Origin of the sequence: Gordonia sp. X0973, from assembly GCF_013348785.1 — a bacterium.
Classification (GTDB): domain Bacteria; phylum Actinomycetota; class Actinomycetes; order Mycobacteriales; family Mycobacteriaceae; genus Gordonia.
This window is the reverse complement of the sequence record NZ_CP054691.1, coordinates 1664291-1686514: the sequence shown is the minus strand read 5'-3', so window position 1 is coordinate 1686514 and position 22224 is coordinate 1664291. Positions and strand designations below refer to the sequence as shown.

General features: G+C 68.4%; 23 protein-coding genes and 1 tRNA gene. 5 read left to right on the top strand and 19 right to left on the bottom strand.

Features of this window, described 5'->3' with window-relative positions:
* Positions 1-20: 20 nt before the first annotated feature.
* Complete coding sequence (locus HUN08_RS08275; RefSeq protein WP_124248873.1) at positions 21-1238, top strand: oxygenase MpaB family protein; 1218 nt, start codon at positions 21-23, stop codon at positions 1236-1238.
* Between the two features lie 17 nt (positions 1239-1255).
* On the opposite strand, the gene HUN08_RS08270 is transcribed toward HUN08_RS08275, so the two are convergent.
* From HUN08_RS08270 to HUN08_RS08240, 6 genes are all read right to left on the bottom strand, one after another.
* A complete protein-coding gene (locus HUN08_RS08270) occupies positions 1256-1630 on the bottom strand; it encodes a VOC family protein (RefSeq protein ID WP_124248874.1) in 375 nt (124 codons plus the stop codon).
* A gap of 29 nt (positions 1631-1659) precedes the next feature.
* On the bottom strand, positions 1660-2523 hold the full coding sequence (locus HUN08_RS18535; protein WP_367649943.1) for a DUF1622 domain-containing protein: 864 nt from the start codon (positions 2521-2523) through the stop codon (positions 1660-1662).
* A gap of 27 nt (positions 2524-2550) precedes the next feature.
* Positions 2551-2826 (bottom strand): DUF2277 domain-containing protein, encoded by a 276-nt coding sequence (locus tag HUN08_RS08255; protein WP_124248875.1) that lies wholly within the window; start codon positions 2824-2826, stop codon positions 2551-2553.
* A gap of 10 nt (positions 2827-2836) precedes the next feature.
* A complete protein-coding gene (locus tag HUN08_RS08250) occupies positions 2837-3712 on the bottom strand; it encodes a Fic family protein (protein ID WP_124248876.1) in 876 nt (291 codons plus the stop codon).
* A 5-nt stretch (positions 3713-3717) separates the two neighbouring features.
* On the bottom strand, positions 3718-4740 hold the full coding sequence (locus tag HUN08_RS08245; protein ID WP_124248877.1) for a putative nucleotidyltransferase substrate binding domain-containing protein: 1023 nt from the start codon (positions 4738-4740) through the stop codon (positions 3718-3720).
* Positions 4741-4872: 132 nt separating this feature from the next.
* Positions 4873-5898 carry an ABC transporter permease gene (locus HUN08_RS08240; protein ID WP_124248878.1) on the bottom strand — a complete coding sequence of 342 codons (1026 nt, stop codon included), beginning with the start codon at positions 5896-5898 and terminating at the stop codon, positions 4873-4875.
* 95 nt (positions 5899-5993) lie between these two features.
* Here HUN08_RS08240 and HUN08_RS08235 point away from each other — a divergent pair, with 95 nt between their 5' ends.
* Positions 5994-6575 carry a TetR family transcriptional regulator gene (locus HUN08_RS08235; RefSeq protein ID WP_124248879.1) on the top strand — a complete coding sequence of 194 codons (582 nt, stop codon included), beginning with the start codon at positions 5994-5996 and terminating at the stop codon, positions 6573-6575.
* Positions 6576-6609: 34 nt separating this feature from the next.
* Positions 6610-7239, top strand: coding sequence for an alpha-ketoglutarate-dependent dioxygenase AlkB (locus HUN08_RS08230; protein WP_124248880.1), 630 nt, complete (start codon positions 6610-6612; stop codon positions 7237-7239).
* 15 nt (positions 7240-7254) lie between these two features.
* On the opposite strand, the gene HUN08_RS08225 is transcribed toward HUN08_RS08230, so the two are convergent.
* On the bottom strand, positions 7255-7608 hold the full coding sequence (locus HUN08_RS08225; protein WP_124248881.1) for a YidH family protein: 354 nt from the start codon (positions 7606-7608) through the stop codon (positions 7255-7257).
* A gap of 235 nt (positions 7609-7843) precedes the next feature.
* Between HUN08_RS08225 and HUN08_RS08220 the strand changes: the two genes are divergently transcribed.
* Positions 7844-10072: an NADP-dependent isocitrate dehydrogenase gene (locus HUN08_RS08220; protein WP_124248882.1), complete on the top strand. Its 2229-nt coding sequence runs from the start codon at positions 7844-7846 to the stop codon at positions 10070-10072.
* Positions 10073-10093: 21 nt separating this feature from the next.
* On the opposite strand, the gene HUN08_RS08215 is transcribed toward HUN08_RS08220, so the two are convergent.
* From HUN08_RS08215 to HUN08_RS08195, 5 genes are all read right to left on the bottom strand, one after another.
* Entirely contained in the window at positions 10094-12439 is a 2346-nt protein-coding gene (locus HUN08_RS08215) for an FdhF/YdeP family oxidoreductase (protein ID WP_124248883.1), read from the bottom strand.
* 44 nt (positions 12440-12483) lie between these two features.
* Complete coding sequence (fdhD, locus tag HUN08_RS08210) at positions 12484-13338, bottom strand: formate dehydrogenase accessory sulfurtransferase FdhD (RefSeq protein ID WP_124248884.1); 855 nt, start codon at positions 13336-13338, stop codon at positions 12484-12486.
* Between the two features lie 73 nt (positions 13339-13411).
* Positions 13412-14785 (bottom strand): LCP family protein, encoded by a 1374-nt coding sequence (locus tag HUN08_RS08205; RefSeq protein ID WP_301546945.1) that lies wholly within the window; start codon positions 14783-14785, stop codon positions 13412-13414.
* A 74-nt stretch (positions 14786-14859) separates the two neighbouring features.
* A complete protein-coding gene (locus HUN08_RS08200) occupies positions 14860-16665 on the bottom strand; it encodes a TrkA family potassium uptake protein (RefSeq protein WP_124248885.1) in 1806 nt (601 codons plus the stop codon).
* A gap of 9 nt (positions 16666-16674) precedes the next feature.
* On the bottom strand, positions 16675-17061 hold the full coding sequence (locus HUN08_RS08195) for a DUF6394 family protein (RefSeq protein ID WP_124248886.1): 387 nt from the start codon (positions 17059-17061) through the stop codon (positions 16675-16677).
* 35 nt (positions 17062-17096) lie between these two features.
* On the opposite strand from HUN08_RS08195, the gene HUN08_RS08190 reads away from it, so the two are divergent.
* A complete protein-coding gene (locus HUN08_RS08190) occupies positions 17097-17708 on the top strand; it encodes a DJ-1/PfpI family protein (RefSeq protein WP_124248887.1) in 612 nt (203 codons plus the stop codon).
* A gap of 5 nt (positions 17709-17713) precedes the next feature.
* On the opposite strand, the gene HUN08_RS08185 is transcribed toward HUN08_RS08190, so the two are convergent.
* From HUN08_RS08185 to HUN08_RS08155, 7 genes are all read right to left on the bottom strand, one after another.
* On the bottom strand, positions 17714-18331 hold the full coding sequence (locus HUN08_RS08185) for a group I intron-associated PD-(D/E)XK endonuclease (protein ID WP_124248888.1): 618 nt from the start codon (positions 18329-18331) through the stop codon (positions 17714-17716).
* Between the two features lie 90 nt (positions 18332-18421).
* Positions 18422-18495: transfer RNA gene (locus HUN08_RS08180), tRNA-Pro, on the bottom strand.
* Positions 18496-18565: 70 nt separating this feature from the next.
* Positions 18566-18847, bottom strand: a complete 282-nt coding sequence (locus HUN08_RS08175) for a GlsB/YeaQ/YmgE family stress response membrane protein (RefSeq protein WP_367649942.1) — start codon at positions 18845-18847, stop codon at positions 18566-18568.
* A gap of 22 nt (positions 18848-18869) precedes the next feature.
* Positions 18870-19652 (bottom strand): heme ABC transporter ATP-binding protein, encoded by a 783-nt coding sequence (locus HUN08_RS08170; RefSeq protein ID WP_124248889.1) that lies wholly within the window; start codon positions 19650-19652, stop codon positions 18870-18872.
* Positions 19649-20701: an iron ABC transporter permease gene (locus HUN08_RS08165; RefSeq protein WP_124248890.1), complete on the bottom strand. Its 1053-nt coding sequence runs from the start codon at positions 20699-20701 to the stop codon at positions 19649-19651. The genes HUN08_RS08170 and HUN08_RS08165 overlap by 4 nt, the downstream gene beginning before the upstream one ends.
* Positions 20698-21723: a hemin ABC transporter substrate-binding protein gene (locus tag HUN08_RS08160; protein WP_124248891.1), complete on the bottom strand. Its 1026-nt coding sequence runs from the start codon at positions 21721-21723 to the stop codon at positions 20698-20700. Before HUN08_RS08160 ends, HUN08_RS08165 begins: the two co-directional genes overlap by 4 nt.
* Positions 21724-21736: 13 nt before the next feature.
* Positions 21737-22219, bottom strand: a complete 483-nt coding sequence (locus tag HUN08_RS08155; RefSeq protein ID WP_124248892.1) for a DUF4878 domain-containing protein — start codon at positions 22217-22219, stop codon at positions 21737-21739.
* Positions 22220-22224: the final 5 nt, after the last annotated feature.

Here is a 22224-nt window from a genome sequence, read left to right as displayed (position 1 = left end):
GGCCGACTACCGTCGTGGGCATGGTCGAGTCGACGGTCTCCCCCGCCCACCAGCGGTTACGCGACCGGGTCAAGCGGTTCACCCGGGTCGACCTGCTACCGACTGCCGACGTGCAGGCGGCCTTCATCCGCGACCACGACACGGGCGACCCGGTGGCCGAGCGGTTCGTCGCGCAGACGTATCACGGCGAACTCGGGCCGGATCGGTCCCGCGCCCTGCTCGACGAGGCGCTGCGGGTGGGCATCGACAACGTCCCCGATGCGCCGGACTCCATGCGCGAGCTGTTCGCCGAGTTCGAGTCGATTCCCGAGTGGGTCGATCCGGAACTCGTCGAACGGGGTGCCGCGGTGTGGCGCCGTTGGGGTTACAGCCTGGGCGCCGTGGGCAACGCGGGCACGATGGACACCTACACAGAGGCGTCGCTGGCGGTCCCCCTCTCGCTTTCGGGCGGCTACGCCGGCGCCAGCGCGTTGCACCGATACCTGGAGACCTCCCGCTGGTGGTTGGAGGTCTGTCGGCCCGGCGCCGTCCTCACCCCCGGCTCGACCGCCCGCGAGGTTTCGCTGAAGGTACGCGTCATGCATGTCTCGGTCCGCGCCCGCGTCGCGGAGCATCCCGAGTGGGATGCCGACGAACACGGCCTGCCGATCAGCCAGAGCGAGATGATGCTCACGCTGCTCGGTGGCAGCGTGGCCCCGGCGGTCGGCCTGTTCGGCCTCGGTTTCCTGACGTCTCCCGCAGAGATGAGAGCGGTCTTGCATTTCAACCGCTACCTCGGGCACCTCGTCGGATGCCATGTCGACGACATGTTCCCGGAGACGGTCGCCGACGGCCTGCGGTTGCTCTACTTCTTCGACGCGACGCGCAAACACGACTCCGGGCCACTCGGCCCGGAACTGGTGGAGGGATTCGTCCCCTCCTTCACTCCCGGACCGGAGCTACGCGGCCTCTCCCGGTTGCGCGCGGTCTATCACCTGCAGTTGCAGGCCGGATACACGCGACTGTTCATGCTGCCGTGGAACCGTCGCCGATACCGGCTGCCGTCGGGCGTGCCCGGGCTGGCGATCCTGCTGGTCCGGGCGCCGCTGGTCGCCCTGATCGAGGCCGCCCGACGACTGTCGCCCGCGATCGACCGGTGGTGGCAGCTCGGCCAGGTGCGCCGTTGGCGGCGCTGGCACGCCTGGCACCTGGGCCAACGCGAGGAGAAGTTCGACGCCGGCCGCAGTCTGCGTCGCTGATTCGGCTCCGCCCGCGGTCAAAGCGCCTGCAACGAGAGCGTGTTCCCGTCGGGATCGCCGAACCAGGCGATCCGCGCGCCGCCGGGCGCCGTCCAGATCCCGCGCTCGTCCTGATCCATCCCGTCGTAACGACGGAACACCACCCCGGCCGTGGCCAGCCGATCGATCTCCGCCTCGATGTCGGCGACCGCCCAGCCCGCAACCGTGTAAGGCGCGGCACGGACGTCGTCGACCAGGGTGATGCGCAACTGCGCGTGCTCACCGTCGTGGACGAGCGCGAACGGACGCGCATCCTCGAGTGGCAATCCCACGACATCTCCGTAGAACCGTTGCGCGGCATCGAGATCGGAGACCCCGACGAACCCCACCTGCTTGGCATCTCTATCGAGCATCGCTCCACCCTCCTGTCGACACCGATCGGTCAGGTTGTCGTCGCCGCGTCGTCGTTCTCGCGCCAGCTGATCTCTACCAGTCGGCGCAAGACCTCCTCGTCGACGTCGGCGAGGTTCTTGACGTACAGGCAGCCCTTGCCTGTGGTGTGCGGGCCGAGGCGGTCCAGCAGGTCGGCGTGCGCGGCTTCGGAGATCCCGTACAGGGTCAGCGCCTGCCTGCGCGGCGAGAGTCCGACGGTGAACCAGTCGTGCTCCGCGCCGTCGGCCGTCGTGTACGGGTTGCGGCCGAATCCGATGATCGACGGCCCCCACATCTCCGGCCGCGCACCGGTCACCGATCGGAACATCTCGACCGCGGTCGACGTGTCGGCGCGACGGCGCGCGTTGGCGATCGAGGCGATGAAGTCGGTCACCGATTCGCCGGTCGGTCGAGTCTTCGCCATGGCCCTGGTCCTTCGTGCGGGAGATGATTTCCGACTGTTCGCCACGTCGGCGGCCGCATGGTGATCGCGCTCGCGCGCCGCCGTCGAGGCGAGTACCTGTGCGCCGGATTCGGTCAGCGCCCGTCGCCACGGTAGCGTGCCCTCGATCTCGATCTCGATCGACCAGCTCAGGATGGTCCGCAGGATGACGATGATCGCGAGGACGCCGACGTTCTCCAACGACGGTTCGGAGGTGATGGTCCGGATCAGGTCGGCCGCGACGAGGATCTCCAGGCCGAGCAGGATCGCGCTGCCCAGCGAGGTCCGCAGGAGGGTGAAGGCCCCGCCCTCGCGGCTGACGTACCGCCGCGCCGACAGGCTGAGCGCGACGAGGAAGCCGATGACCATCGCCACCACGCCCGCGAATTCGAATGCGTCGGCGACTCCGTCGAACACCTGGTGCAGTTTCATCGGCCGATACCGGTGTCCGGTGCGGTTCTATCCGGCATAGCGCCCGGAAGCGATGGCCTTCGCCCGCTTCTTGGCGGCCTCTTCCTCGCGGTTCTTCGGTGGCGCGGTGGTGACCAGCGCATCGAGGAGGTGCTGGGTGCTGTGTGCGATCTCGGCCACCGCCCGGTCAAAGGCCTCCTGATTGGCGCGGGACGGTTTCGTGGTCCCGGCGATCTTCCGGACGTACTGCAGAGCGGCCGCGGCGACTTCGTCGGAGGTCGCGGCCGGCTCGAAATTGTGCAGCGTGTGAATGTTTCGGCACATGCGGCCCACGCTACGCGCGTCCGGACCCGACGTCGCCGGGTTGGGACGCGAACCCGCTACTTGTTACCGCCGCCGCCGGAATCGCGACGAGACAGGGCTCGATCACCGCCCGTAGCGGCTCGGCATCCGGGCCGGCGACGCCGGTGCGGGCCACGGAGTCGCGCGAGGCGGTGAGCCACTCCCGACGGTCGAGTCGCGCGACGTCGAGCCAGCGTCCGCCGCGCATCGCGATCAGGGCGAGCATGAGCACCCCGGTGCGCCCGTTCCCCTCCCGAAACGGGTGTACCAGGTTGTAGTCGGCGTAGATCCGGGCCAGACGATGCGCCATCGCCGTCGCGCCGTAGCCGTCCGCGCAGGCCCACGCTTCGGCCACGTCGCGCTGGGTCCGCGCCAAACCGGCCCCGATCTCGTGGACCCCGCTGAACGCGACGCCCGACTTGGCGATGCCGGTCAGCCGCGGCTCCCCGGCCCACGGGTACACGTCGGCGAACAGGGCGCGGTGCACGTCGGGGACCGTCACGTCGCGCGGTGGCCGGGCCAGCATCCCGACCGTGCGACCGGCACTGATCGCGTGTTCGGCCCGCGCCAGGACCTGCGCCTGAGTCAAGCCCAGATTGTTCTCGAGTACGTCGGTGCCACGGATCAGATAGGGCCGCCGCCGCGCGAGCACCGGCGGCCGGTGGCCCGCGGTTCCGGCATACCGTCGTCGGCAGCGCCCCAGGTATTCGTGAATCGTGATCGCGCCGTCGGCCAGCTGGTCCAACCCGCCGACCTCATCCGCATCCGGCGTCCACCCCTCCAGCCGCTGGGCCGCGACGGCCCACACCGCCAGCGGATTCCGGGCGTGCGGCATCACGCCATCCGTCGTCGCCGTCGTACCTGCCATCGCCGTCAACTCGTCTGCACCGACGTGAGGTAGCGCAGCACCCGCTGTGCGCCGAGCACTTCGCGCCCGGCGCTGCGCACGATCGCCCGATCGTGCGGCGCGAGGTCGCGCAGCCCCACCACGTCGGCCGCCGCCCCACTGCGCTGCCAGTCACCCGAACGCAGCGCCCAGCGGATGGCGGTGACCGAGGTCCACGCGCGTTCGAGCGCCGGCCAGTCGATCTCGTCGAGAATCCCGTTGTCGGCGCCCAGCCGGTCCCGGGTGGACCGCGCTCCGGTCCCGCCGAGCACCGCCTTCAACCGACCCAGCCGGGTGATCGGATCGAGGACGGCCCGTTTGAGGTCGACGGTCTCGCGGCGTCCGGCGAGCACCGCCAGACGCGCCGGTACCGCCTCGCGCACCACGGCGCTGTCCTGGGCCATCGCCCGCCCCAATCCCGGGTGTTGTTTGCCGGCCCGGAGCACCGCGCCGCAGAGATCGAGGTCCACGGATGCGCCGCCCCCGGCACCGGCGGGCCGCGAGTCCAGCGCGAGGCCCGACATGACCACTCCGCGGTCGGCGGCCGGGTCGGCCGCCCACCCGTCGATCGCGGTCGCCCAGCCGGAGACGGTCCGACAACAGCGCGATCGGCTCCCGATCGCACCGTTGCGGTCGGGGGCGAGCCCCACCCGCTCGATCAACTCGTGTACCTGCGCCGCCCGCTCGAGCACGTCGGCGGTGTCGCCGGAACTCGGCTCGAATCCGACGAGGGTCTCGACATCGGCCCCCGGGAGTCCCTCGCCCCGTCCGCAGCTACCGGTGACGAACCACTGCCACCGCATACCCGTGGGCGCGCCGACCACACGGGCCGCGGAGCCGACCGCCTCGACGACCAATGCCGACCACCGCGCCGCCGCCTCGTCGGCGCTGAGTCGGTGTGCCCGCGCGGCTATCGCGTCGCGCGCGGCCGCGATGGCCTCGCCCAGGACCGCACGGTCGGCAGCCGTGGCGACGACCGCCAACCCGTCGTCCGGTTCCGTATTGCTCATGCGGTGATTCTTCCGATGGCACGGTGACCGGCGCAAACGAATCCGGGTGGGGAAACGGCATCGTAATCGGGAGTTTTCGGCGGAGAAATCCAGGCGCGGACGCCGACGACCAGACCGGGGTTGCGCCCCGTGCTACGCCCCGACCGCCGTTTCGGATGTTTCCGCCTCGACGACCTCGGCGACGACCCGCCGCCGGCGCGCGACGGCCAGACCGAGAAGCACGTAACCGACCACGATCCAGATGACCAGCGCGGTGAACGCCCGACCCGTCCCCGCCCCCACCACGTCGCCGTCGGCGAAGTAGGCGGCACCGCGCAACGCGGTCCCGGTCGCCCCGAGCGGCAACCACTGGCCCACCGCACCCCAGATGCCGGGCAGGAACTCCGGCGGTGCCCCGATACCGGCCAACGGCATCCCGACGAGCAGGAACAGTGCCGCGGCGATCCCCATGCCGCCCACCCCGATGAGGGTGACGAGGCCGGCCGTGACAGAGGCGATCGCGAGAATCCCTGCTCCCAGGGCCAGCCACTGCGACCAGAAGCCGCCCGGGAGGACGCCCACGGCCATCGCCGCGCCGACACAGGTCGCGGCCACCGCCGCCGCACCGATCGGCAAGAGCGCGGCCGTCGCCCGGGCCCGTCGGGTGAGTTGTGGGATGGCCACCCCCAGGATCGCGCCGGCCATGAAGACCGGCATCACCATCGATCCGAAGCCGGCGCCACGCGCGTCATCGGCGGCCAGCGGCGCCACGTCGACGACCCGCGGTGCCGCCGCCGTCGTACCGGGTGCCCCCGGCCGGGCCGCGATCTGGGTGCCGATTTGGGTGAGCAGCTGCGCCGGGGCCGGTCCGGCACCGGAGGCGATCACCGTCGTCGGCGCCGGGCCGAGGACGAAACCGCCGTACACCTCGCGGTGGCGCGCGGCATTCTCGAGCTCGGCCTGCGACGCATAGGACCGCACCTCGAAGGCACCCGGCTGGCGCTGCGCCAACGCCTGCCCGACCTGATCGGCCGCGGCCGGCGGCCCGACCACGCCGATCGGCAGATCGTGCGGGGCGCCGCGAGACGCCGGGCCGATGAACATCAGCAGGATGAGCGGAATGGCGATCGCCGCGCCGACGATGAGACCGACGACTTTGCGCACGGGGAACTCGGACATGGTGATTCTCTTTCGCTCTGGAGTTGCAGAAGCTCAAGGTAGGCCGCGCCGACGCGGTATGTCAACAGTCGTTGAATTTACGCTATCCTGAGACCATGAGTCCCCGCACCGGCCGTCGCGGCGGCGACAGTCGCACTCGCGACGACATCCGCGATGCCGCCCGAGAACTGTTCGCCAGACACGGGTTCGACGGCACCTCCCTGCGCGCGATCGCCGGCCACGCCGGCGTCGACGTCGCGCTGATCCCCTACTACTTCACCAACAAGCGCGGCCTGTTCGTCGCCGCGATGGCACTGCCTCTCGATCCAGCCGAACTCGTCTCCGCGGCGGCCGCGGGCCCCCGCGACCAGCTCGGCACGCGCATCGCCATGACGTTTCTCACCACCTGGGAGGGCGAGACGACCGGTCCGCCGCTGCGCGCCTTCCTCCGGTCCGCAGTCACCGACGAAGCGACGGCACAGAGTTTCGGCGAATTCCTCTCCGCCGAGATGCTCCCGGTGGCGGCGGAGCAGTTCGGCATCGGCACCGACACCGTCCGCGCGGTCGGCGGACTGCTCTTCGGGATCGCGACCATGCGGTATCTCATCGGCGCACCGGCCTTCACCGCACAGTCCGCCGACGAGCTCTGCGCCTCCGTCGGGCCGCAGCTCCAGGCCATAATCGATCAGCCTCACTAGCGCATATGTTCGAATAGCGCGTAAGCTCGGTCCCATGCGCAACGGCTTCCAGGACTCGCTGTTCAGCGTCGCCGACACCGGGCCGACCGTCGGCGACCTCGCCGCCGCGCGACGGACCCGACTCGACGGCGGCGCGTGGGTCGACGTGGCACCCGGGTGGCTGCGCGGCTCGGCGGAACTGTTCGAGCGCCTCGCCGACGAGGTGCCGTGGCGGCGGGAACGACGTCGGATGTACGACCGGGTCGTCGACGTGCCGCGACTGGTGGCCCGGTATGCCGAGGCCGACCCCCTGCCCGACCCAGCGCTCACCCAGATGCGCGACGCGCTGAGCGCGCATTACCGTTCGGGTCCGCTGCCGGAGGGTTTCGCCACCGCCGGGCTGTGCCTGTACCGCGACGGCGGGGACAGCGTCGCCTGGCACGGCGACCGGATCGGCCGCGGCGCCGACTCGGACACCCTCGTCGCGATCGTCTCGCTCGGCGCCCCTCGCTCGCTCATGCTGCGCCCTCGCGACCGCGGCGCGTCGCGACGGTTCCCGCTGGGGTCCGGCGACCTACTCGTGATGGGTGGTGCGTGTCAGCGCACCTGGGATCACTGCGTGCCGAAGCAACCCGGGTCGGGACCGCGGATCAGCATCCAGTTCCGTCCGTCCGGCGTGTGGTGACGTCCCGCCCCGGATCTACGACCAGACGACGAATCCGAGCGCGACGACGACGAGGACCAGGCACAGCAGCATCACCGGAAGCGGGCCGGGCATCGGGCCGCCTTTCGACAGCGCCCGCGCCACCTTGCGCCAGCGCAGCACGCCGATGACCGCCGTGACGGCTCCGACCAGCACCAGCCCGGAACCGAAGACGGTTCGCGCGGTGCTGTTACCGAAGGGGTCGAAGAGGTGGAGCACGGCGACACCCGCCGCGATCAGGCCCATCGCGGTGCGCAGCCACGCGAGCATCGTGCGCTCGGCCGCCAGGGTGAACCGCGCGTCCACCGCGCCGGGCGGGATCGGTGCGGCGTCGGAGTCGTCGTCACTCATGGGGCCTCCGTCGCATGTCGGGATGGTATCGCGAACCGGACCGGATTCGTGCCGAAGGCCGACTCCCCCAGTCGGTTTGGGCGTCTGCCACTCCGACGGGCACCCATACCGCCGCACCGTGGCCCGGGTCGCGATAGGTTGGTGATGTCCACGGCGCCACACCCCGGCGTCAGGCGGTAGGCGCCGGCACGAGTCCGGATCAGCCGATCCCCACCCAGAGGATCAGGAGAAATACGTGAGTTCGCAGCAAAACACCATCATCTACACGTTGACCGACGAGGCACCGCTCCTCGCAACGTACTCGTTCCTCCCGATACTCCAGACCTTCGCGGGAGCCGCCGGAATCGACGTCAAGACCAGCGACATCTCGCTGGCGGCGCGCATCCTCTCCGAGTTCCCCGACTACCTGTCCGACGATCAGCGCGTCGACGACAATCTCGCCGCCCTGGGCGCCCTCGCCCTCGAACCCGAGGCGAACATCATCAAACTGCCCAACATCAGCGCGTCGGTGCCGCAGCTCAAGGCCGCCATCGCCGAATTGCAGGAGAAGGGCTACGCGATTCCCGACTACCCGGCCGACCCGCAGACCGACGAGGAGCGCGAGATCAATCGTCGTTACTCGAAGGCCTTGGGCAGTGCGGTGAATCCGGTACTGCGCCAAGGCAATTCGGACCGCCGGGCCCCCAAGGCGGTCAAGGAGTACGCGCGCAAACACCCGCACAGCATGGGTGAGTGGTCGATGGCGTCGCGGACCCACGTCGCCCACATGACCGAGGGCGACTTCTACCACGGCGAGAAGTCGATGACGCTCGACAAGGACCGCGACGTCCGCATGGAGCTCACCGGCGCCGACGGCGAGAAGGTGGTCCTCAAGGAGCACGTCGAGCTGGGCAAGGGCGACGTCGCCGACTCGATGTTCATGAGCAAGCGCAAGCTCATCGAGTTCTACGAGCAGCAGATGCAGGACGCCTTCGAGACCGGCGTGATGTTCTCACTCCACGTCAAGGCCACCATGATGAAGGTGAGCCACCCGATCGTATTCGGCCACGCCATCCGGGTCTTCTACAAGGATGCCTTCGCCAAGCACCAGAAGTTGTTCGACGAGCTCGGCGTCAACGTCAACAACGGCATGTCCGACCTGTACAGCAAGATCGAGGCGCTGCCGACCAGCAAGCGCGACGAGATCATCGAGGACCTGCACGAATGCCACGAGCACCGGCCCGAGTTGGCGATGGTCGACTCGGCGCGCGGCATCACGAACTTCCATTCGCCGTCCGACGTCATCGTCGACGCCTCGATGCCGGCACTCATCCGCGCCGGCGGAAAGATGTACGGCGCCGACGGCAAGCTCAAGGACACCAAGGCGGTCAACCCGGAATCGACCTTCGCCCGGATCTACCAGGAAATGATCAACTTCTGTAAGACCAACGGCCAGTTCGATCCGACCACCATGGGCACCGTGCCGAACGTCGGCCTGATGGCGCAGAAGGCCGAGGAATACGGCTCGCACGACAAGACCTTCGAGATCCCGTTCACGGGTGTGGCCGACGTCGTCGACAACGCCACCGGCGAGGTCCTCATGTCCCAGGACGTCGAAGAGGGCGACATCTGGCGCATGTGCACCGTCAAGGACGCGGCGATCCGCGACTGGATCAAGCTCGCCGTCTCCCGCGCCCGACTCTCCGATACCCCGGTGCTGTTCTGGCTCGACCCGTACCGGCCGCATGAGAACGAACTGATCACGAAGGTGCGCGAGGAACTCAAAGACCTCGACACCGACGGTCTGGACATCCAGATCATGTCGCAGGTGCGCTCGATCCGGTACACGATGGAGCGGATGATTCGCGGCCTCGACACCATTTCGGCTACCGGCAACATCCTGCGCGACTACCTCACCGACCTCTTCCCCATCCTCGAGTTGGGCACCAGCGCGAAGATGCTGTCGGTCGTGCCGCTGATGGCCGGCGGCGGGCTCTACGAGACCGGGGCCGGCGGTTCGGCACCCCGCCACGTCAAGCAGCTGGTGGAGGAGGATCACCTGCGCTGGGACTCGCTCGGAGAATTCCTCGCGCTGGCCGTCAGCCTCGAGGACCTCGGCCGCAAGGGGGACAACCCGAAGGCCGCGGTCCTGGCGAAGGCGCTCGACGAGGCCACCGGACAGCTACTCGAGAACGACAAGAGCCCGTCGCGCACGACCGGTGAGCTGGACAACCGCGGCTCGCACTTCTACCTGGCGCTCTACTGGGCCCAGGCCCTCGCCGCCCAGACCGAGGACCCCGAGTTGGCCGCACAGTTCAAACCGCTGGCGGAGAAACTCGCCGCCGACGAGGAGAAGATCGTGGGCGAGTTGGCGCAGGTCCAAGGCCGCCACGTCGACCTGGGCGGCTACTACGCCGCCGAGCCGGCGCGCCTGACCGAGGCCATGCGCCCCAGCAAGACCTTCAACGAGGATCTCGCGATCTGATCGTGGTGACCAGTCGACCAGCTACGTTGCGCTGGGCACCACGGTGACCCGCAGGTTCTTCATCAGCGGTTGGTCGGATTGGGTGCTGAAGTCCGCGATCCCCACCAGGGCATTCATCTCTGGCATGTACCCGGCCGCGCTACCGCGCGGCAGGTCGTAGCGCAGCGCCCGGAAGCGCTGAAGCGTGCGTTGGGAGCCATCGATCGAGGTGGCCGTGATGTCTACGAAATCACCCTCGGACAGACCTCGCGCCGCCATGTCGGACTCGTTCAAGAAGATGAGTTCTCGCAGGTTCTTGATCCCGCGATACCGGTCGTCGGCCGAGTAGATCGTGGTGTTCCACTGGTCGTGCGATCGCATGGTCTGCAAGATCAGCGTGTCGGGATCCATCGGTATGACGTTCGGCATCGGTGCCACGGAGAATACCGCCCGACCGGAGGGTGTTTCGAAGACCCGTTCACGCGCCGGCTGTGGGATCCGGAAACCACCGGGGGTCTTGATCAACTCGTTGAAGCCCTCGAATCCGGGGAGGACCTGGGCCATCAGGTCTCGTATGCGGTCGTAGTCGTCGACATACCACTGCCACGGGGTGGTGCTGCCGGGCAGCGTCGCCTGCGCGATGCCGGCGATGATCGCCGGTTCGGACAGCAGATCGGGTGACGCCGGTCGCCGCTTCCCGTGGGAGATGTGCACCATCGCCATGGCATCCTCCACTGTGACACCCTGAGGGCCGGCGCCTTGCACATCCTTCTCCGTCCGGCCCAGACAGGGCAGGATCAATGCCTTACGTCCATGCACCAGATGGCTGCGATTGAGTTTCGTACTGACCTGCACGGTCATCTCGCACCGGGAGAGACCGGCGGCGGTGTAGGTCGTGTCTGGCGCTGCGAGTACGAAGTTGCCACCCATCCCGACGAAGACCTTCACCGACCCGTCGTGCATCGCCTGCACCGACTTCACGGTGTCCAGGCCATGCTCGCGCGGACTGTCTATCCCACAGGCCTCGTCGAGCTTGTCGATCCACTTCGGCGGCCGGTGATCGATCCCGCAGGTGCGGTTCCCCTGCACGTTGCTGTGTCCGCGCACCGGCGACGGACCCGCGCCCGGCCGACCGAGGTTCCCGCGCAGCATCAGCAGGTTCACGATCTCCCGAACGGTGTCCACCCCGTGTTCGTGCTGGGTGACGCCCAGACACCACGAGACAATGGTCTTCGTGGAATCGAGGTAGATCTGTGCCACCCGACGGATCTCGTCCTCGGGAACGCCCGCCTGCCTGGTGATCTCGGCCCAGGGCGTTGTCATGACGAGTTCGCGATAGGCGTCGAAGCCGTCGGTGAACTCGGCTAGGAAGTCGGCGTCCATCACGGTCGGATCGGTCTGCCCGGCCTCGATGACCACCTTGGCTATCCCGCGCAACAATGCGAGGTCGCCGCCCGGTCTGACCTGGATGTTCATATTCGATACCGAGGTGGCCTTGAACAAGGCCATGTCCACCACCTCGTGCGGAACGATGGTCTTGGTGGCGCCCGCTTCTACCAGCGGGTTGATGTGGACCACGCGGGCACCGCGGCGGGTCGCGTCCGCGAGGGCGGTGAGCATGCGGGGAGCATTGGACGCCGCGTTCGCACCCATGATGAACAGGGCGTCGGCCTCCTCCCAGTCGGCCAGGTCGCAGGTCCCCTTTCCGGAACCGATCGCCGCCTGCAACGCGCGACCCGAAGCCTCATGACACATATTCGAGCAGTCCGGGAGGTTGTTGGTGCCGTACTCGCGCACCATCAGCTGATAGAGGAAGGTGGCCTCGTTGGACAACCTCCCCGAGGTGTAGAAAGTGGCCTGATTCGGGTCGTCGAGTGAGCGGAGTTGGGCTCCGATCATGTCGAATGCCGCCTGCCACTGAATCGGCACGTATTTGTCCGACTCTTGGTCGTAGACCATCGGTTCGGTGAGTCTGCCCTGGTCCTCCAACTCGTAGTCGGTCCAACCGGCCAGTTCGGTAACAGTGTGGTTGGCGAAGAAATCGGGATGCACCCGTTTCGGGGTCATCTCCCACGTGACGTGTTTGACGCCGTTTTCGCAGAAGTCGAGTGTCAGAGATTTGTCGTCCGGCCAAGCACAGCCCGGGCAATCGAAGCCGTTGGGATGGTTCATGACGAACATCGAGTGAGTTCCGCGAACGATCTCGCGTTGCTTCAAGAGGATCTTGCCGACCGACTCGGCGGCACCCCAGGACGCGGCCGCGTGGTGGTAGGGCTCACTGGCCCATGCCCGGTCGACGACTGGACCGAATCCACCTTGACGTGGCACATCAGGGAGCAAGCCGCGGGGTCGCTGATCGGTGGAGTCGTCACTGTGATCGATGGACATACTCGTCTCGCTTCCTGGATACGGTCTATTGGTTCGGCTGGGGGCTACGCAATCCGCTGCGGGTGCGAATAGGTATTCATCGACTCCCCGCGCACGAAGCCGATCAACGTCAGCCCGGCTTCCTGGGCCAATTCGACGGCGAGGGACGACGGCGCCGATACGGCGGCCAAGATCGGTATCCCGGCCATCACCGCCTTCTGCACCAGCTCGAAACTCGCCCGCCCGGAGACTTGGAGAACGGTCCCTCGCAACGGCAGCCGCCCGGCTAGGGCTGCCCACCCGATCACTTTGTCAACGGCGTTGTGCCGGCCGACGTCCTCGCGCAAGACCAGTAGTTCATCCGTGGCGACGTCGAAGAGCGCTGCGGCATGAAGTCCCCCGGTCTTCTCGAAGACGGCCTGCTGGACTCGCAACCTGTTCGGTAGCCCGGTCACGGTGGTGGCGGCGACAGACACCGAATCCACGGTGAGGTCGTGCGAGGAGACCGTCCGAACCGCGTCGATACTCGTCTTGCCACACAGTCCGCACGCGCTGGTGGTGTAGAAGTTGCGCGCGGCACCCGCAGCGGGCGGTGCGACATCCGAAGCCAGGACGACGTTGAGGATGTTGTATTGATTGACCGCCCCATCGGCACTCGGCATAGCCGGGCGACCCACGCGCGGCCCGTCGCAGTGGATCGCAGACCGCACTTGGGCACCGTCGGAAATGATTCCCTCGGAGACCAGGAACCCCGCGGCGAGGTTTACGTCATCGCCGGGCGTGCGCATCGTCACCGTGAGCGGTGTGCCGGACACCCGTATCTCCAGTGGTTCCTCCACCGCCAACGTGTCGATTCTCCGCTGCGGTTCACGGCCGACGGCGACCTTCGTCAACGTCCTGCGCACGGTGATACGCCCCATGAGCCCGACTGTACGCCGGGGTTGCTGCGGAGACAGGACTACCGGGCTCGGCAAAGGGCCGGTACCGCGGTGATCAGTTCACGCAGGGAATGCCCGCGGAACTGGTCACCGCTTCGCCCGAGTCGGGCTGATCCGCGGCAGTAGTCTCCGACGGATCGGCCGTGACCTCCGACGACGACGGCGACCGGTTCTTCCCCCGCACATGATGGCTGCCCGCGGGCGGGTTGAAGGCGTGTTGGATGCGCGCCTTGATCGCATCCGGGTCGACGATGTTCACATCCTGACCGTCGAAGGTGCTGTAGCGGAGCACCGGCAGCGTCTCGAAGGTGATCTTCGGCATCGACCCGCCCATCTCGGTGGCCCAGTCGGGCAGGTTCCACCCGTCGGAGAGCACGATGTTGCGCTGCGCGGCGTCGATCAGCGCGTTGACCTTCCCGACGTCGGTGAAGGTCCCCTGCTGGCGCAGTTGGTGCAGCGCCGAGAGCATGAACGCCTGCTGCCTGTGGGTGCGGTCCAAGTCGCCGTTGGGCAACCCGTGGCGCTGTCGGACGAAGGCCAGTGACTGGCGCGCGCTGAGCCGCTGCACCCCGGCCGGGAAATGGGCGCCCGAGTACCGGTCGCGCACGGCATGCCTCAGACACACCCGCACGCCGCCGAGGGCCTTGGCGAGGTCGTAGAAGCCGAACAGGCTGACCTCGGCGAACCGGTCGATCTGCACGCCGGTCAGGGTCTCGACGGTTTGCAGCGTCTCGGCCCGCCCGGCCTCGCGCCCGCGGGTCTCCAATTCGACCGGGTCCTTGACCCCTTCGGAGACGAGTTCGTCCTCGGTCGCCGCCTTCTTCCGCCCGTATGCCTCCTTGATCTTGGCCTGCGACACGTCGACCCCCTGCACGTCGACGAGGTCGTCTCGAGGAATCGAGAAGGCGGTGATCTGTCGGCCGTCCGAGGAGACGTGCGCCAGGATCAGCGTGTTCGTGTTGTAGCCGCCGTCGCTGCTGTCACCGGCATGCAGTTGGTCGAGAATCTCGGCGGGCAGATCCTGCCCGTTCAGGTCTTTCCGGGTGTCCAACCCCATGAGCAGGATGTTCTGGGCACCACCGGTGTAGTGCGGTGCTTGTCGGCCGAGCGCGTGCGACACCCGGAATCCGGAAACCGCCTTGCCCGTCTCGGTCCATATCGCACCCGTCACCGCGAGCGCCACGCATGACGCCGTCGCGACCGCCACCCGCACGGTCGTCGCGACGCCGGTGCCCTTGGCGGCCCGACGTGGTGCCACCGTCGGCGCTGCTTCAGGGGCGCCCGTCGAAGCCGCTTGCCGGATGCGATCGGTGGGCGGTACGCCCGGCTCGGGGTCGACCCATCGGAACACCGGCCGGCCGGCCGCCTCTTGTGCCCGCATCACCGCGCCCGCGGTGGGACGCCGATCGTGTCCTCGACGTGACGTCACAGGTCGGGCCCCTACCGGTCTCACGGTCGCGGACCGTCCGCGCCCGCAACAGTGTTTCGCACGCGGATAGGTTTCTACTGAGACTTTCCTGTTGGTAGGCCCAGGTTTCGGTGGCGTCGCTTGTGCGCGGCACCGAGCCGCAGCCGGGCCCGCACGTGGTCGCCGCTGAGCACATAGGCCGCGGTCGACTCCACGACCAGCGTCGATTCCACTCCCCTGCGCTCGCGTCCGCCCCCGGCGAACAGCAATTCGTCGCCCGGGTTGAGGACCGTTTCCATCGGGGGCGCCGGCACTTCCTCGCCGTCGGCACGGACGAGCAGCAGTGTGACGATGTGCAACCGCCTGGTGCGGTCCTCGGGGCGCCGCAACAGATCGCCGAGCAGGACCCCGCCCCCGTTCACCCGGTCGATGGCCGCGGGCGCGCGGTCGGCGTCGAGGCGGATCTTCCACACCGGCGGCAGGACGTGACCGCATTCGTTGACGAGCCGCGAGACGAGGTCGGCCGACCACTTGTCGTCCTGCCCGGGGATGTGGCGGAGGAAGCGCCAGAGCAGCGGCGAACTGATCCGGGCGTAGGCCTCGTGCGCGACGACGTCGCTCGGCACCAGCAGCGCATCGGGGTGCATCGCGTCGAAGAGTTCCGCACTCGTCGCCCGGTTCTGGCGACCGGCGAGGTACAGCTCGTCGTTGCGTTTGCGCGCCCCGGCCAGGATCGAGAGATTGGTGACATCGTCGTCGGTACCGGCCACTAGGCCCACCGCGGTGTCGAGTCCGGCGCGGTCGAGGATCTCGGGATCCCCCGCGTCACCTTGGATGACCTCGACCTCGCCGTCGAGCCCGGTCTCGCCGTCAGGATCGACCCGTTCGTCGATCACCGTCAGGTCGACGCCGGATTCGAGTAGGTAGCGCGCCAACTCGTGCCCGAATCGGCCGAAGCCGCACACGACCCACCTGCCCGGCCGGGGCGTGCGGCCCCGTTCGGGCAGTTCGGCGCCCGGACCGGCCTCGAGCCAGGTCAGCAACTGGAATCCGGCAGGCGAGTGCAGCGAGAGGCGCAGGTGATCGCCGAACCGCTCGAAGGGATCGATCACCGTCGGCGTGCCGAAGGCTCGCATCTGCTCGGCCGTCGACCCGATGATCGTGTGCGAGATGACGGGCAGGTCGGGGCGCAGCAGCGCGGCCGCCATCGTGACCGAGAGGTTCACCTGGTCGTCGCCGGTCAGCGCCAGGATTCCGGCACAGTACCGGTGGTCGATACCGGCCAGGCGGAGTTGTGCGGGGTCACCGGCGTCGGCGGCAACCCCCGGCACGTCGCTGCGGAAGGAACCGAGGTCGAGTTCGTCGATGCGGGCGGAATCGGGGTCGATGACGACCACCTGCTGCCCCATCGCGTCGAAGGAACGCACCACCAACTCACCGGCCCGCCCGTAACCGGCGACGATGAGGAAGGGCTCGCGCAGGCGCATCACCTGCCGGCTGAACCGGTGCCGGGCCCGCACCTGACGGAACCCGTGGTCCTGGACCAACGAGAGCAGCGTTCCGACGGCATAGGCCCATCCGAGTACGGACATGAAGATGCATGCGGTCACCCACAGCCGCTGGGCGACGGTGAACGGCCACGGCGTCTCCCCGAATCCGATGGTCGTGGCGGTGTAACTCATGACGTAGAACGCATCGAAGAGTGTCAGATGAACGGTGTGACCGGCCTGGTCGCGGCCCGGAATCAGGGCCAGGCCGAGAACGCCGATCGCGAACAGCACGATGAGGGTGATGAGCGGCGCGCGCATCCGCCTCAGCACGACGAAGACGGTGGCCGAGGTCGGATCCTCGTAACGGTGCTCGGGCTGGTTCGAGCGGCGCCGGCGCCTCCTGATGACCACGGCGTTTGCTCAGCCGCGGTGGAAGGTGACCGTTTCGACGACCAGCAGGATCACCGATACGACGTTGGCCAACAGTGCCCCGGCCGCCAGCGAGACGACGCTGGCCACCGCACCGGGGGTCATGCCGTGGGTGCTGACCTGCTGCGCGATCACCCAGACGACGACCGCCGCCAGCAGTTGGAGGTCGGCGACCAGGCTGGTCGAGAGGTGTACCGCGCCCAGTTGCGTGCGGTCGCCGAATTTCAAGACCGTGGCGATGAGGCTCACCGTGATCGCGGCGAACAACTCGTAGACGCTGTGCTCGGTGGGATCGGAGAGGCTGCCGATGACGAATCCGAAGTTGAGCGTCGCGGCCAGCAGTACGAAGAAGCCGAAGACGACCTTCGCCATGTTCATGCGGCTCACTCTACGACACGGCGTACCGTGCACGTGTGGCACCGCGAACTGTCTCCGTCATCCTCTTCGACGGTTTCGAACTGCTCGACGTCTTCGGTCCGGTCGAGTTGCTGAGCGTCCTGCCCGACGAGTTCGCCGTGACCTTCGTCGGCCCGACCGCGCGGCCGGTGGCCAGCTCACAGGGAGTGACGGTCAACGCAGAGCGCGCGTTCTCCGACGCCGAGCCCGCCGACGTCATGCTGATCCCGGGCGGGATCGGAACCCGCGCGCTCGTGGGCGACGCCGGATTCCTCGATTGGCTCCGCGACTACGCGACCGGTTGTGGAATCGTCAGCTCGGTGTGTACCGGTTCGGGTGTGCTCGCCGCGGCGGGACTGCTCGACGGCTACCGCGCGACCTCCAACAAGCTCGCCTTCGCCTGGGCGTCGAGCCAGGGCGAGGACGTCACCTGGGTTCCGCATGCGCGTTGGGTCGAGGACCGGGACCGGTGGACCTCCTCGGGTGTCGCCGCTGGCATGGACATGACCACCGCGTTGATCCGGTCGCTGTGCGGCCCCGAGACCGCGCAGCACGCCGCCGATTACATCGAGCTCGACGTGCAGACCGATTCCACCCGCGACCGGTTCGCCGCGCTGCACGGCTTGTGACCGTTTCAATGCAGCAGACCACTCCAGCTTCCGACCCGGAACTCTTCATATTTCCCAAGATGAAGCGCTTGACGGCCACAGACTGCGCCAATCGGAACCACATAGAGTGCCAGATCACCAGTGATGACGAAGAACTCCTCGATCTCGGCGCGGCCGTACACCCGACGCCCACCACTGGTTGTCGACAGATAGACCTTCCATGACCGGCCGACCTGAACGGTCGTCGTCTTGACCTGCACGCGCCGTATCCGGCCTTCCCGCTCCTCCAGCAGATCGTATCTACAGGGTTCGAGAGGCCAGGAAACCTCAGATCCGCACATGGTGTACCAGGCGGCGGCAATCAGCACACCAGCGCGGGAAAGATTCTCCATTTTGGGCTCTGGCTTGAGTAGCTGTGCGTCGGAACCATGGTGTCCATCAGAAGCAGGCCGGACATCGACCGGACTGCATCGCGAAAGATGTTCCGTATCCACCCCGATACGGTCGGCATGCCCGCGAACTGACCTGATCTGACTGCCCGACGTCGCGTGCAGCCCCAGGCGTCGTAATACCTCGCGCCATGATCTAGAAGCGGCCACCGCCCGACGAACCTCGTCGTCGGAGTAGCTCGGTTCCCTGGACATGTCCGCAGGGTAGGACGAACCTCCGACATTCCGGCACGGCTCCAAATGCACAAAATTCCCGTCCGAATCGTCGGATGGGAATCATGCGAGTCGGGCTGACAGGATTTGAACCTGCGACCACCTGACCCCCAGTCAGGTGCGCTACCAAACTGCGCCACAGCCCGTTGCTCGTTGAGAGCGAGACTTACCCTATCGCACGCCCCGGCGGGTCCACCAATCGGGACCCGGGCGCCGTCAGCGGGCGATCTTGCCCTTCTTGTACCAGGTCCACAGCGCGGTGACGATGATCGCTCCGATGACCGAGAAGATCAGCCCGCTGGGGACGATCGTGAAGCCGCGACCCGTGATCAGGCCGTGCAGGACCCCGCCCACAAACGATCCGATGATGCCGGCGACGAAGGCCAGCGACCAGTCCATCGTCGACACTTTGCTCACGCCGAGGACGAGTTGGGCCACCCCGCCGGCGATCATGCCGAAGAGGATGACGCCGATGATGATCAGTCCCGCTGCTCCCATGCCGCGAAGTATCGCACGAGGATCATCGGCGGTGCGGCAGGACCACGTGTTGGCCGTCGACGTCGTGGGTGCGCATCGGCAGCCCGTACACCTCGCTGACCCGCTCGGCCGACAGCGTTTCGCGCGGCTCCCCGACCGCCACGAGACGCCCGCAACCGTCCTTGTCGGGGGCCAGGACGGCGACCGTGTCGGCATAGGCCGACGCCAGATTGAGGTCGTGTACGACGACGAGCGCAGCGGCACCGGCGTCGACCTGCCGTCGCACGATCGCCATCACCTGCTCCTGGTAGTGCGGGTCCATCGCCGCGGTCGGCTCGTCGAGCAGCAGGATCTGCGTCCCCTGGGCCAGCACCCTGGCCAGCGCCACGCGACCGCGCTCGCCGCCGGAGAGGCTGCCGAAGCTGCGCTGCGAGAACCCGGTGACGTCGCAGGTCGTCATCGCGTCGGCGACCGCCCTCTCGTCGTCGTGGCGCCGATCCGTGCGGACCCAGGCATGCCGGGCCATCTGCACCACCTCGGCACAGGTGAAGGTGAACCCGATGGTGTGTTCCTGCGGCAGCACCGCCCGCCGCCTGGCCTGCTCGACCTTCGACATCCCGTCGAGCGGCTCACCGAGCAACGAGATCCGTCCCGACGACGGGCGCAGCGACCCGGCTATCGCGGAGACGAGCGTCGACTTGCCCGCTCCGTTCGGGCCGACGAGGCAACACAGCTCCCCCGCCGCGACCTCGAGTGAGACGTCGGCCAGCACCCGTCGCTCGCCACGGTTCACAGCGACCTGCTCGAGGCGTACCGCCGCCGTCACAACCCGGCCCCCCGCTTCATCTCGCGACGCAGCAGGAGCAGGAACACCGGACCGCCGACGAGGCTGGTCACCATGCCGATCGGGAGTTCGCCGTAGGGCACGAGGGTGCGCGCACCGAGGTCGGCCGCGGTCAGCAGGGCCGCACCGGCGATCGCGCTGGCCGGTATCAACACCGCGTGGCGCGGCCCGACGATGAGCCGCATGAAATGCGGGACGACCAGCCCGACGAACAGGATGATGCCGCAGAAGCTGACCGCGGCCGCCGTGAGGAGCGCGACGATGACGATCGAGGCGCGGCGCAGCCGCTCCACGTCGACGCCGAGATGTCCGGCGGTGTACTCGCCCAACGCCAAGAGGTCGATGCGGCGCGCGAGCATCATCGATGCGGCGAGGCCCACGACGACGAGGCCGGCGACGAGCAGCACCTGGTCCATCGTCGCGCGGTTGAGACTGCCCATCTGCCAGAAGACGATCTGGTCGCGGGCGGCGGGAGTCGCCCGATAGGTGAAGAACGCGATCAATCCGCCGGCGAAGGCGTTGACCGCGATACCGGTCAGGATCAGGCTGACCACCTGCGTGCGTCCCGCCGTCCGCGACGCGAGGTAGACGAACAGAGTGGTCACCAATCCGGCGGCGAAGGCCCCACCGGCGACGAAGTAGCCGGCGGCCCCCAGTCCCCCGATGGCGATGATCCCGGCCGCACCCGCCGCCGCACCCGACGAGACGCCGATGACGCCCGGCTCGGCCAGCGGATTGGCGAACACCCCCTGCAAGACCGCACCGGCACAGCCGAGGGCCGCTCCCACGGCCAACGCCAGGTAGACGCGCGGGATGCGTACCTGCCACAGCGTGTCCTCGCCGACCTGGTCGGGCAACGGGCCGACGGGGATGCTCAGGTGGTGCAGCAGCGAGCCGACCACCTGCGGCAACGGGACCGGGTTCTGGCCGATGGCCATCGCGTAGAGCGCGACGAGGACGGTCAGCGCGAGGGCCGCGGTCAACGCGATGCCCGCGCGCACCCGCCGGATCTCACCGGTCGGGGCGCTCATCGGTACAACGCCTTGGCAAGCGCGAGGGCCACCTCGCCGGTGCGCGGGCCGAAGGTCAACAACTGCCCGTCACCCATGTCGATCACGGTGCGAGTCCGCCCGGCCGGCGTCTGCGCGACGCCGGGGACGTGTTCCAGCCCGTCGATACCGCCCACCGAGGCGAGGCCGTCGGTCATCATGAGCAGCACGTCGGGGGCCGCCTTGATGAGCCCCTCCGCGGTCATCGACGTGTAGGCGTCGGTCAGCCCGGCCGCGGTGCCCGCGTCGATGCCGCCGAGGAAGTCGATCAGCTCCGACGCACCGGAACCGGGGCCGCCGAGGATCATCAGCCCGGTGCCCCGCGCGTAGAGGAACCCGATCTTGGGCTTGGTCTTCAGATGCGGGACCACCGCCTTCGCCTGCCTGATCTGGTCCTCGGTGCGCGCGGCAAGCTGCTCACCGGCGGCCCGCACCCCGAGCGCCGCGGCGGTGCTGCGCAGTTGGGCCGGCGCGGTCTCCGGATTCCGGGAGGTCTCGCCCAGGACGACGGGGATGCGGGCGGCCCGCAACCGGACGGCCAGATTCGCGATCGACGGCAGCGACGCGTCGGCGAGCACCACCGTCGGGCGCAGCGCCAGCAACGCCTCGAGATTGGCGTTGGTGCCGTCGGGGGTGAGCACCGGGATGTGCTCGGACGCCGGGAACTTCGTCGCGATGTCGCGGCCCACCAGATGGGAGCCGAGGCCGAGGGCGAACACCGTCGTTCCGTAGGTGCCGAATCGGTCGAGCGCGACGATCCGGCTCACGTCGGTGACGGTCACATTCGGCCCGTCGGCCGACGGGACGGTGACGGGTAGCTGCGGCACCGGATCGGTGACGACGGGTACCGGGTCGGCCGGCACCGATGCGGTGCGGGGGCCCGGTGGCACCGATGCCGTCGACGGCGCGCCGCCGCCGACGTCCAGAGGGGTGACCGAGCAACCGCCGACCAGCACCGACACGGCGGTCAGACCGATGACGGCCGCTCGGGTCACCAACCTCATGTACGGCCGGCGATCAGTGGTGGGCGTGGGCCGAGCCCATGCCCACGAGGGCTTCCCCGGAGGCCGCGGACAACTTCCAGGTGCCGTCGACCCGCTCGAAGCTGTAGGGCGCGGTGACCGGCGCCGGGGTGTGCGGGCTGGCGACCTCGACCTGGGCCACGGCCTTGTCGGCACCCTGCGCGGCGACCGACTTCACGGTGAACTTGTCCGGCGTGTACCCGCCCCGAGAGGCGCCCTCGGCGAAGCCGTGGATCTTCTCGCCCCACGAGGCGTCGCCCGAGTTGATCAGCGCGGCGGCTGCTTCCGACGTCGTGGCCGGGTCGACGAGGGTGCGCAGGATCTCCTGGGCCTTCGCGGAGTCGAGCGTCGCGGTCTGGACCACCGACGGGGTGGTACCGGAGGCCGTCGACGCCTCTTCGGAGTTGGTGCAGCCGACCGCGCCGAACAGGGCGACGGCGGCCAACGCGCTCACGGCACCGGCGATGCGAAGGTTCATCAGAG